At 35.4% G+C, this 11,532-nt stretch carries 14 protein-coding genes and 1 tRNA gene; 4 read left to right on the top strand and 11 right to left on the bottom strand.

Annotation, left to right across the window (positions count from 1 at the left end; translation table 11 throughout):
- Positions 1-183: 183 nt before the first annotated feature.
- The 3 genes from ICJ85_RS15905 to ICJ85_RS15895 form a co-directional block, all read right to left on the bottom strand.
- Positions 184-579, bottom strand: a complete 396-nt coding sequence (locus ICJ85_RS15905) for a hypothetical protein (RefSeq protein ID WP_188224790.1) — start codon at positions 577-579, stop codon at positions 184-186.
- A 68-nt stretch (positions 580-647) separates the two neighbouring features.
- A complete protein-coding gene (locus ICJ85_RS15900; protein ID WP_188224789.1) occupies positions 648-1,103 on the bottom strand; it encodes a Na(+)-translocating NADH-quinone reductase subunit F in 456 nt (151 codons plus the stop codon).
- 59 nt (positions 1,104-1,162) lie between these two features.
- The gene (locus ICJ85_RS15895; RefSeq protein ID WP_188224788.1) at positions 1,163-2,602 is read right to left on the bottom strand and encodes an SLC13 family permease; all 1,440 of its coding nucleotides are present in this window, start codon (positions 2,600-2,602) and stop codon (positions 1,163-1,165) included.
- A gap of 119 nt (positions 2,603-2,721) precedes the next feature.
- On the opposite strand from ICJ85_RS15895, the gene ICJ85_RS15890 reads away from it, so the two are divergent.
- Positions 2,722-3,099 carry a Na(+)-translocating NADH-quinone reductase subunit F gene (locus ICJ85_RS15890; RefSeq protein ID WP_188216889.1) on the top strand — a complete coding sequence of 126 codons (378 nt, stop codon included), beginning with the start codon at positions 2,722-2,724 and terminating at the stop codon, positions 3,097-3,099.
- A gap of 1 nt (position 3,100) precedes the next feature.
- Positions 3,101-4,075, top strand: coding sequence for an FAD:protein FMN transferase (locus tag ICJ85_RS15885; protein ID WP_188224787.1), 975 nt, complete (start codon positions 3,101-3,103; stop codon positions 4,073-4,075).
- Between the two features lies 1 nt (position 4,076).
- Here ICJ85_RS15885 and ICJ85_RS15880 read toward each other — a convergent pair whose 3' ends face one another.
- From ICJ85_RS15880 to gpmI, 6 genes are all read right to left on the bottom strand, one after another.
- Positions 4,077-4,445 carry a DUF423 domain-containing protein gene (locus ICJ85_RS15880; RefSeq protein WP_188224786.1) on the bottom strand — a complete coding sequence of 123 codons (369 nt, stop codon included), beginning with the start codon at positions 4,443-4,445 and terminating at the stop codon, positions 4,077-4,079.
- Between the two features lie 11 nt (positions 4,446-4,456).
- Positions 4,457-5,221, bottom strand: coding sequence for a class I SAM-dependent methyltransferase (locus tag ICJ85_RS15875; protein ID WP_188224785.1), 765 nt, complete (start codon positions 5,219-5,221; stop codon positions 4,457-4,459).
- Between the two features lie 5 nt (positions 5,222-5,226).
- A complete protein-coding gene (locus tag ICJ85_RS15870; RefSeq protein WP_188224784.1) occupies positions 5,227-6,009 on the bottom strand; it encodes a DUF3050 domain-containing protein in 783 nt (260 codons plus the stop codon).
- A gap of 1 nt (position 6,010) precedes the next feature.
- Positions 6,011-6,829, bottom strand: a complete 819-nt coding sequence (gene map / locus ICJ85_RS15865) for a type I methionyl aminopeptidase (protein WP_188224783.1) — start codon at positions 6,827-6,829, stop codon at positions 6,011-6,013.
- An 88-nt stretch (positions 6,830-6,917) separates the two neighbouring features.
- Complete coding sequence (locus ICJ85_RS15860; RefSeq protein WP_188224782.1) at positions 6,918-7,322, bottom strand: BT0820 family HAD-type phosphatase; 405 nt, start codon at positions 7,320-7,322, stop codon at positions 6,918-6,920.
- Between the two features lie 52 nt (positions 7,323-7,374).
- Entirely contained in the window at positions 7,375-8,892 is a 1,518-nt protein-coding gene (gene gpmI, locus ICJ85_RS15855; protein ID WP_188224781.1) for a 2,3-bisphosphoglycerate-independent phosphoglycerate mutase, read from the bottom strand.
- 252 nt (positions 8,893-9,144) lie between these two features.
- Between gpmI and ICJ85_RS15850 the strand changes: the two genes are divergently transcribed.
- Positions 9,145-9,531, top strand: a complete 387-nt coding sequence (locus ICJ85_RS15850) for an ankyrin repeat domain-containing protein (RefSeq protein ID WP_188224780.1) — start codon at positions 9,145-9,147, stop codon at positions 9,529-9,531.
- Positions 9,532-9,595: 64 nt separating this feature from the next.
- On the opposite strand, the gene ICJ85_RS15845 is transcribed toward ICJ85_RS15850, so the two are convergent.
- Together ICJ85_RS15845 and ICJ85_RS15840 are read right to left on the bottom strand one after the other, a co-directional pair.
- Entirely contained in the window at positions 9,596-10,363 is a 768-nt protein-coding gene (locus ICJ85_RS15845; protein ID WP_188224779.1) for a M48 family metalloprotease, read from the bottom strand.
- A 42-nt stretch (positions 10,364-10,405) separates the two neighbouring features.
- A complete protein-coding gene (locus ICJ85_RS15840; RefSeq protein ID WP_188224778.1) occupies positions 10,406-10,861 on the bottom strand; it encodes a GNAT family N-acetyltransferase in 456 nt (151 codons plus the stop codon).
- Between the two features lie 322 nt (positions 10,862-11,183).
- On the opposite strand from ICJ85_RS15840, the gene ICJ85_RS15835 reads away from it, so the two are divergent.
- Positions 11,184-11,256, top strand: a tRNA-Gly gene (locus ICJ85_RS15835).
- Positions 11,257-11,532 lie beyond the last annotated feature (276 nt).

Here is an 11,532-nt window from a genome sequence, read left to right as displayed (position 1 = left end):
AAGTGGATTGCCTTATGATGAGAACTTTATGTCTAAATTAGCTTAAAATTGTTTGCTTTTTAACTCAGTTCTTTGTTGGTTAGTGGTTAATTATGTGAAAATTAAAAGTAAGAAAATTTTTCTAAATTATGTAATTTAGTGTGTTGATATTTAGAGTGTTAGTCTTTTTTTTGTAAATGATAGTTAGTCAGGATTGGAAATTTCTAGCTTTATAGTGTAATCCTCCAAGTTAGATGAAGGCGTCCGTTCCGGGTAAGGTAGAACATCAACTAACGAAAATTTTAGGTTATTAATAATAGTGTCTTGTTTAAAATTCTTGAATGTATTTAAAGTAAAGGAAATGTCTTCATGATTTGAAGTTAGGATAAAGTATACAGTCGCATTGCCTTGCCATAAACAATTCATATTTAAAGGACACCTGCCATCTTCTATGGTAGTGATACATAGTTTATATCCGTTGTTTTGAATATCAATACAGGCACCCGGTTTGAATGAAAAGTTGTTTTCTTTTTTTAAATTACCACTGGAGCAACTAAAGATAAAAAGACAGAGTAGAGAAATTAACAAATATTTCATCATTTCGACATGTTTATAGTTAGATGCGAATTTTCCTAAATGGTTGCGTCTATAAAAAGTTTCAGATGTAGTTAATCTAAAACTAGTGATTGTTTAGTTGTTTTTAGATTTTCAAAAAGTTTTGTGTAATCCATCACATTTTGGCTATCGTCCAATTTACATAATAGTTCAATGACTGCTTGAAGCCCGTTGAATAAGACATCTTTGTCGGTAGGTTTTTTAGGCTTTTTATTTTTAAAATGTAATGGTAATTGGTAGCCACAGGCATTTAAAAATGTAGCTTCAATAAGAAGTAATTCTGAAGGTGTATACCCATTAAACCGTTTTCCGAAGGTCTCATTAATCTTACCAATATAATTTAGGTTGGTTGAGCCGTGATTATCAGAAAAATGTTTCCAAGTATCTGAATTATCTAAAATGTTACCCACAGCACATTGTTTACAACATTCTGGATGAAGTCTGTCATCGTGAAATGCCGTATATAATTTGTTTATGGCAGTATCTAAGCGGTTAATGGGTGTTTTCATAATTACAGAAACTTCCTTCTAAATTATTGAAAAACAATTTCTTTCCCAAAATTTTAGTGTTAAAATATTAAGGGTAACCCTATTTGAAACAGAAGAATAAGTAGTGCAATAGAGATAAGATTTAAAATAAAACCAACTTTGGCCATGTCGCTTACTTTAATATAACCGCTGGCAAAAACAATGGCATTAGGCGGGGTTGCCATAGGTAACATAAAGGCACAACTACTGGCAAGGGTTACTGGAATAAGAAGATGTAACATGGGAACATCTAAACCTAACGCTATTCCTGCTACTACTGGAGCAAGAACGGCGGTTAATGCCACATTGCTCATTAATTCGGTCATAAATAACATAAGAATAATAAGTAATGAGGCCATAACTAAAATACTTATTTGACTGGTAGCAATATGGTTAGCGACCACATCGACAATACCGGTTGCAGACATGCCTTTGGCCAAAGCCAAACCACCACCAAATAGCATGAGAATGCCCCAAGCTAATTTCTGGGTATCTTGCCATTCTAAAATGAATTCACCGCGTTTTAGGTTATGAGGTATCGTAAATAACATCAAAGCGCCAAACATACTTATCATTGTATCCGATAATTCCAAATCTGGAATCAGCTTGTTAATCACTGTTCTGAAAATCCATAAAAAAACGGTAATCGCAAAAATGATAAGGACCTGTCTTTCGCTAGAACTGGTTTTGCCAAGTTTTTTCAATTCATTATCTATAAAGTCTTTTTCGGTGTTAAATACCAATCCCTCACAAGGGAAAAACCATTTAACCATCACCAAGTAAATGACACTAATTAAAATGATTGAAAACGGTAACCCCATTATCATCCATTTTAAAAAGGAAATTTCAATATGGTATTCATTTTCCAGTAAGCCAATTAAAACCGAATTGGGAGGTGTGCCAATTACCGTGGCTATGCCACCTGCATTTGCCGAGAAAGCAATACCTAACATCACGCTTAAAGCAAAATTTTTATCCTGTTTGGTAAATCCATCATCGTCTTTAATGAGTAATTTTATAACCGAAAGAGCAATAGGAAGCATTACCACTGTGCTTGCGGTATTACTAATCCACATGCTCATAAATCCGGTGGCTATCATAAAACCAAGAATAACACGATTAGGGGTTGAACCTGTTTTCTTTATAATAGTTAAGGCAATACGTTTGTGCAGATTTACTTTTTCTAAGGCCAAAGCCAAAACAAAACCACCAAAGAATAGGAAAATGATTGGACTTCCATAATTAGCGCCTACATCGGCTATGGGCATAATTTTAAACAGAGGAAATAAAAGTAGTGGTAATAGGGCTGTGACCGAAATAGAAACAGCTTCGGTAATCCACCAGCAAATCATCCAGCCGGCTATTGCAATTACTGTACAGGCCTGTTCTGAAATAGATTCAAAAGTTATAGATTGAAGACAAATAAAAATAATGGGGCCTAAAAAAAGTCCGACTTTTTTAGAAAGAGGATGTGGTGTCATATATTGATTTTAATTACAAAAATGAACCCTCAATATGGTAAGGATTGATAAGTAAGAGCTTTAAAGTTAAACATTTTTTAATTTTAGGGTAGGCGAAATTTTAATATTATTTTTGCAGTATGAGTAAACCACTTACAGAACAGGAATTACATAATTTGGCTATGAATCACGTTGGAAAGGATTTAGAACAACGCGGTTTTGAATTTATAGCGGTTAATAGTAAACTTAAAAAGCATCCGCAATTTGTGTGTATCGATAAGAATAGTCAATACTATTTTGTGATTGTTAGAGCAGTTATTTTACCCGATAATCCGAACAATTATGATGTGGTTTGGATGGAAACCTTTAAAAAACACGCCAGAGAAAAAAATGCTAAAGTACTTTATGCAGGCGTAGGTATTGGTAATGTGGAAGGTGAAAAAATGCCTATTTACTTAAATCAGGAATATTTAATGGAATATAACGGCATTCAGGTTATTGAAACAAATCTTAATTAAGATGAAAATTGTTCTAGTATCAGCTTTAGTGCTGTTAATGGTTTCTTGTGAAACAGTAGTGAAAAATACCAAGTTGTCAGGCCCTGTTTTCGGAACCAGTTATTCCGTGCTGTATGACTCGGAAGTGAATTATCAACCACAATTTGATAGTTTGTTTGCAGTTATTAACAAGTCGATGTCAACCTATATTCCAACCTCTGATATTTCAAGAATTAATAGAAATGAAGACAGCTTGGTCGATACGCATTTCGAAACTGTTTTTAATACCTCAAAGAATATTTATAAAGCAACACAAGGTGCTTTCGATCCAACCATTGGTGCTTTAGTGAATGCCTGGGATTTTGGTCCGGGAGGAAAAATAGTAAATCTCGATAGCCTTAAAATAGATAGTTTAATGCTGTCGGTTGGTTTCGATAAAGTCCAACTGAATAACCATGTTTTAAAGAAGCCGGCAGGCGCTTTTATCGATTTTAATGCCATAGCCAAGGGTTATGGTGTTGATGTTATTGGTCAGTTTTTAGAAAGTAAAAACATCAAAAATTATTTGGTTGAAATAGGAGGGGAGATTAGAACACGAGGGATCAATACTGAAAAACAATCGCCATGGAAAGTTGGAGTAGAGCAACCACATTTTGACGGTACGCAATCTATTTTAAAAGGTATTACTGTTAAAGATGAAGCCATGGCAACATCTGGCACGTACAGAAAGTTTAAAGTAGATGAAAATGGAAATAAGTACGCTCATATTATTAATACCCAAACCGGATATCCAAGTAAAACCAATCTGTTAAGCATTTCGGTGATTGCGTCAGATTGTATGACAGCCGATGCTTATGCCACAGCGTTTAAAGCTATGGGCGTTGAAAAGATAAAAATGTTTTTAAAATCGCATCCCGAACTAAAAGTGTTTTTAATTTTTGAAAACGAACAGCATGAATTTGAAACCCTAAGTCTGAACGGGTTTCCTGAAGCTTAGTTTATAATACTTCCAAAAGGATAAAGAACCAACCTGCAATTAAAAGCAAACCTCCAAGAGGAGTGATAGGGCCTAGAAACTTTAGTTTTTTTCCTTTCACACTACTTAAAACCAGACCATAAATACTGAAAGAAAACAGGAATATGCCTATGGTAAAACACCAGTAAATGGTTGAATTATTAAAGTTGTTTAGACCTAAAATTAGAAGAACTATGGCGTGATACATTTGATATTTAACACCTGTTTCAAAACTTTTTAATAGTTCGCTGTCTGATATTATTTTTTTTAGAGCATGGGCGCCAAAAGCTCCAAATATTACTGATAGCATGCCATACAAAGCGCCTGTAATTATAAAATATTGCTGTGCCATTTTATTTCGTTTTACTTTCTAACCACAGGGATAATTTCGCCTTTGGCTAAGCAGTAGGTTTCAATATCTTGTTCTGAGAAATTTTTCGTGTAATCAGTTTTTTCAACCGTAAAACCGATAGAACGTAATTTGTTGAAATAATCACGACCATACACCCGAACATGGTCGTATTGTCCGAAAATTTTAGCACGTTCTTTTTTGTCTGTAATGGTATCGTCTTCAAATGTTACCTCACGACTTAAATCCTGTGGAATCTGAAATATACCCCAGCCGCCAGGTTTCATCACGCGATATAATTCCTGCATGGCCTTGGTGTCGTCTGGAATATGCTCTAAAACATGATTGCATAAAATAACATCAAATTCATTATCATTAAACGGTAAATCGCAGATATCAGCTTTTACATCAGCAATAGGGGATAATAAATCGGTAGTGGTATAATCTAAATTCTTTAAGCTTTTAAAGCGTTTTAAAAAACACTGCTCTGGAGCAAAGTGTAGCACTTTTAAATTATCGGTAAAGAAATTGGTTTCCTTATTCAAGTAAAGCCACAATAATCGATGACGTTCTAAACTTAATGTTGAAGGCGACAAAACGTTGTTGCGTTGCGTGCCGTAACCATAGGGTAAAAAAGTTCTGAAGCCTTTTCCATCTATGGGATCAATAAAGTTTTTCCCTTTTAAAAAGAAAGCCAGAACAGGACGAATAATATAACTTAACCTGATTAATAAAGGCCTCGGGATAACATTCAGAATTATTTTAAAAAGCTTTTTCAAAGGCGTTAGGCTTCAACTAAACGATTCGATTGAATTAAGGATGCGATACTATCCCAAAGAGCGATGCGGTGTTCTAAAGCTTGTTTTGCCGTTGTTAAAGCTTCCTCCCACTTTTTATCATCTTCCTTACATAATTCTTCAATCATTTTTAAAGATAACGGACCGTGCTCATCACCATCTAATTCAATATGACGATTTAAATAATACGTGAGCTTACTGTAGGTATTATCTTCAGTTTTCGACTGATTTATAATTTGAAAGAACATATCAGGAATGACATCTTCACGACCAAAAGTAAATGCCGAAGCAATAACATGCGGTTTTTTAGTATCAATCACATCGAATGAAAACTGAATGAAATTTAATGTTTCGGCTTCCAATTTAGCTTTTAAGCCTGCATCGGTAATTGAAAGTCCTTCTTTTATGAAATCGATAAATATATTTATCTGTTTTGTGCTGGCACCAACCTGAAGCATGGCATCTAAGTACATTTCGTAATGACTCTTAGGCTCGCCAAGTTCGTTAACATCACTTTCTTCACCTAATACAATCTCATTTATAAACCTTGAGGTTGCTGGATTAGCCACGGGTACCCAAGGCAGGGTAGTAGTGGTTAATTGATTTTGAAGTGACTTTAGTAACGACATAAAATCCCAAACCGCAAAAACATGTTGCTCCATAAAGGTTTGAACATCATCGATGGTATTTAGGGAACTATATAATTTATGATTGTTTAACTGAGCTCTTAAAGGTTCAAGCTCCTGTTCAATACGTTCAATTTGGTTCATGTTAAAGAACTAATGCGTTTTGTCTGAATTCGTCTTCTTCGTTCGATGTGATACCTAAAGCATCATAGATATAAGCAAAAGTTGAAAGTAATTCAGGTTTACCGTCAACAAGCGCTACATCGTGCTCGAAGTGCGCACTTGGTTTATTGTCTAAAGTAGTAATGGTCCATCCGTCTCTGTGTTGTTGAATACGGTGTGTTCCCATGTTAATCATAGGTTCGATGGCTACAACCATACCTTCCGCAAATTTTTTACCGCGACCACGTTTACCGTAGTTAGGCATTTCTGGGTCTTCGTGCATTTTTTTGCCTAATCCGTGACCTACTAATTCACGAACAACACCATAACCATGATCTTCGCAGTATTTTTGAATGGCATAGCCTACATCACCAACACGATTATTTTTTTTGAATTCGCGAATACCTACATAAAGCGATTCTTTGGTAACCTTAAGTAATTTTTCAGTTTCAGGGTCAATCTCTCCAACCGCAAAGGTATAGGCATGATCACCGTAAAATCCATTTTTTAAAGCCCCACAGTCAATCGAAATAATATCGCCTTCCTGAAGTGGATCGTTATTAGGAATACCGTGAACCACTTGTGAGTTAGGGCTCATACAAAGGGTGTTCGGAAAATCGTACAGCCCTAAAAACCCAGGAATAGCCCCGTTATCTCTAATGCATTCTTCTGCAATTTTATCAAGTTGCAAGGTTGTTACGCCCGGTTTTACGGCTTTAGCAACTTCTCCTAAAGTTTTAGATACGATTAAAGCACTTTCGCGCATTAATTCAATTTCTTCTCTGGTTTTAATATGAATCATGTGTCAAAAAAATATGGGCAAAGATACTTAAAATAGTGGGAATGCCTTTTGAATGAAAGGAATAATTAACAGTTTGAATTATGCTAGATTATTTGAAAATCCTGAAAAAGCCTTTCTTTTTTTCTTGTTCCTGAGGTTTGGTGTTGGTTACCATTTGATAAATTTCTCCCCAACCCGGAAAGCCTCCAATATTTCGGTCGTCGATAAATAAATCGGCGTGAATTTTACGGCTTGAATTATTACTGAAATCTTCTTCTGGATAACTGCTGTTTACGGCATAAAATGTAATGCCATGTTCTTTGCAAAAATTAACAGCATCATCTAATTTACTACCATGGCGGTAAGTCCATAAAATAAGCCGATGGCCTTTGTTTTGAAGCATTTTTAAGGTTTCAAAAGCAAAAAGCATCGGCTTTCCTATATTTGGATAAGCATCTTCAACTATGGTGCCGTCAAAATCGACAGCGATTATAAGTTGTTCGTTTAAATTCATTAAGATTATAGACTTGTTGTTTAAAACAAATGTACAATTTTAATTAAAGAATTTAAACTAAGGCATGCTGTGTCATTGCAGCTGGCTGCTTAACACCCATAAGTTTTAAAATGGTAGGAGCAACATCTCCTAAAATACCATCTTTAATAGATTTTAATTCATCATCTATTAAAATTACAGGAACCGGGTTGGTGGTGTGCGCTGTATTTGGCGTACCGTCTGGGTTAATCATCGTTTCACAGTTTCCGTGATCGGCAATTAAAATAGTGGTGTAACCGTTATCAAGCGCGGTTGTAACCACATCTTTAACACATTCGTCAACCGCTTCACAAGCTTTAATGGCAGCTTCCATAACACCGGTATGTCCAACCATATCGCCATTAGCAAAGTTTAAACAAACGAAATCTACATCGCCTTTTTGTAATTCCGGAACTAAGGCATCTCGTAATTCATAAGCACTCATTTCCGGCTGTAAATCGTAAGTCGCTACTTTAGGGGAATTTCTTAAAATACGTGTTTCACCTTCAAATTCTTTTTCCTGACCACCAGAGAAGAAAAAGGTAACGTGCGGATATTTTTCAGTCTCAGCAATACGAATTTGCTTCTTACCATTCTTAGCTAAAACTTCACCTAAAGTTTCCGATAAATTGTCTTTGTTGAAGATGACGTTAACGTTTTTATAGGTGTCGTCATAATTAGTAAGCGTTACATAATGCAAGTTTAATTTGTGCATGTTTTGTTCGTGGAAATCGGTTTGCGACAACGCTTCGGTTAATTCACGACCACGATCAGTTCTAAAGTTAAAGAAGATCACGACATCGCCATCTTTTATTTTTGTAACAGGCTCACCATCTGTCCCAGTCATAATAATTGGCTTAATGAACTCATCGGTAATATCGTCGTTATAATTTTTCTGAACTGTCTCGGTAACATTAGTCGATTTCTCACCAACACCATTTACCATAGCATCGTAAGCTAATTTTACACGTTCCCAACGTTTATCTCTATCCATCGCATAATACCTTCCTGTTACGGTAGCTAATTTTGCTTTAGATTTTTCAAGATGAGATTCTAATTCGGTTAAAAAGCCGAAACCAGATTTAGGGTCTACATCACGACCATCGGTAAAGGCGTGGATGTAGGTGTGCTCTAAACCGTATTCATCGGCGGCATCAATTAATCCGAAAAGGTGCTTTATGTGAGAGTGCACACCACCATCACTTAATAAGCCTAAAAAGTGAACGTCTTTATTATTTGTTTTAGCATATTCGAAAGCATCGACCAATACTTTTTCGGTATTTAAGGTTTTGTTTTCAACTGCTAAATTAACTTTTACTAAATCTTGATATACAATGCGTCCGGCACCTAAATTCATGTGTCCAACCTCACTATTTCCCATCTGCCCTTCAGGTAAACCCACGTGTAAACCATCGGTACGTAAGGTCGCGTAAGGGTATTTTGTATAAAGAGAATCTATAAAAGGTGTATTGGCATTGTCGATTGCAGAAACTTTAGGATCTGGAGAATTTCCCCATCCGTCAAGTATCATTAAGATAACTTTTTTGTTCATTATATGTGTAATTTTTTCAGCTATCAAATATACTGAAGTTTGTGAAAAAAAAGAAGGTGAAATGGCTTAAAAACATCCTGTTTTAGAGCTTTTTTGAAGGATATTTAAAAAAAATGGATTCCGTTAAAGAAATGTGAATTATATGTTAAAAATGCAGAAAAGAATGGTTTTAATGTAACATATGTTACTTACCGTCGTCTATTAGATATAATCAAAAAACAAAATCATTAATCAAATCAAAATTCTTTCATCATGAAAAAAACAATCATTCTTTCAGCAATTGCATTATGTTTATCAGTAGTATCAGTAAATGCAAAAACAATCGAACCTAACGTTGCAACAAACAAAGTAACGTATTTTAAAGTAAACTCTTTTTGTGTATCGATCGCTAAAGGCGATATTGTTACCGTTAAAAAATTAATAGCCAGAGGCGAAGACGTTAACCAAAAATCTAACGGTATGACGCCGGCTATGTATGCTGCTAAATATAACCGTGTTGAAATTTTACAACTTTTAATTACTGAAGGCGCAGACCTAAAAGCAAAATGTGGAAAAGGTTATACAGCAAAAAAATATGCCGAATTACACGGCGCTAAAGATGCGCAACAAGTTATTGATATGGCATTATCAAAAAAATAATTATAGCACTTAATTATTTGAGTTAGTCACTCAAAAAAGCCCTGTTTTTACAGGGCTTTTTTTATTACTGGTTTTTATATTTTTTGATGGCTTCTTGTATTTTCTCAATGCGATTATCGGGATCGGGATGTGTGCTTTGAAATTCAGGAACCCGGTTTGGGCCCGCAGCAGCTTTTAAAATTTCCATTACACCAATCATTTCTTCAGGGTTGTAGCCGGCATCTATCATAAATTTGACACCCAAGTCGTCACTTTCTAGTTCATCGCCTCGACCGTTGGTGAGTAAGGTGTTTTGACCAATACTACCAACCATGTCTCCAATATCGGCGCCAACCGAACCCGCGGTTGCTAAGCCTTGCCAGTATTCGGTTTCGGCAATGCGTTCGGCACTATGACGACCAAGAACATGGCCTATTTCATGACCAAGTACACCCGCCAACTGGTCTTCATTTTCCAATTTAGAAAACAAAGCGTAAGTAATAAATATTTGTCCACCGGGTAAAGCAAAGGCGTTAATGGTGTTCTGGTCGTTAAGCAAATGAAATTCGTATTGGTATGGTGTTTTTTTGGCAATGCTATTATTCACAAGTTTATTACCAACATTATCCACCAAAGCCTGGAATTGGTTGTTGGGATGCAACCCTCCGTATTGTTGGGCCATTTGCGGAGCGCTTTGTAAACCTATAGCTATTTCTTTATCGGCAGACATTGATATGGTTTGTGTGCGACCAGTATAGGGGTTCACTTCTTGTTGGCTACAACGTTTAACGACAAAAAACAAGGCAATTGCTACGCCAATTAGTAATCGCAATTTAAAATTTCTACTTCTCATTTTTAAGTAAATTGTAGATGATTAAAGTTACAAAAATTAAGTTTAGGTCAATGTTTTGTACATCACATAGTGGAGACCGATGTCTTTGATGTTGAACGGTTCTCCAATAATAGTAAAGTTATTCTTTTGGTAAAACGTAGTAGCAACTTCACGAGCATTACACCAGAGTGTTTTTATCTTCTTCTCTCTTAATAAGGTATCTCCTTGCTGAACTAATAAATTACCGAGGCCTTTGCCTTGAAAATCTTCTAAAACAGCCATACCTCTAAGTTGGTACTGCGAGCTCTCGGTTAGTAAATCGTTACAATTTTTAAAATATGATACCACGCCAACAATTTGATTGTTTAAAAAAATTCCAAGATGAAATGTAGTTTCCAGGTTGTCTCCATCAAAATTACAGGATTCAATTGGTTTGCCCGGTCTTAAAACAGGGTGGCGAACCGGAATTGTTTCAGAGGCATCAATAATTCTAGTGTTATAATTCAGTTGCTCAGTCATGGATTGCAATTATCTGTTCAGTCAAACTTAAACAAAATAAAAACTCAGAACCTTTTCTAAGATTGAAATTATTTAAATCGCGAGAAATATTGAGAGAGATTTGTTAATATAAACATTGAATGATGATTTTTCGGGCAATATTTAAGTTTTAAAAGGCCATTGAAACCTCGAATTTACTCAGATGAAGGGCTGTGATGAACTTTTTTTATTTCAAAAAGAATTCAAAATCAAGGGCTTAATTTTTTAATTGAAAAATTTTTAAAAAAGTTACATTTTTTATTTGTGAAATACTCAATGGTTTTTATATATTTGCAACCGCAATGCGGGAGTAGCTCAGTTGGTAGAGCGTCAGCCTTCCAAGCTGAATGTCGCCGGTTCGAACCCGGTCTCCCGCTCAAAAAAAGAAAAGCCTCATCGGTATAGACGAGGCTTTTTTTGTTGTTAAAATTTAAAGGAAGAAGTTTAATTTTTAAGTGTTAATCAAAAATAAGAATAACTTCCTGTGAAAGCATCCCAAACGGGATGCTTTTTTATTGGTTTCAAATTAGGGTCTAAAACCCTGCAATTTCATTGCAGCACTTTAGTGATATAAAAATTATATCTTTATGATATGTCAGAATATCAGCGAAGAGGATCTCATACAGTTAGTCATTTGAGTTGTCATATAGTTT

It is taken from the genome of Aestuariibaculum marinum (assembly GCF_014596975.1).
GTDB lineage: Bacteria > Bacteroidota > Bacteroidia > Flavobacteriales > Flavobacteriaceae > Aestuariibaculum > Aestuariibaculum marinum.
The sequence above is the reverse complement of the archived record's forward strand: the minus strand, read 5'-3'. Positions and strand labels throughout refer to the sequence as shown.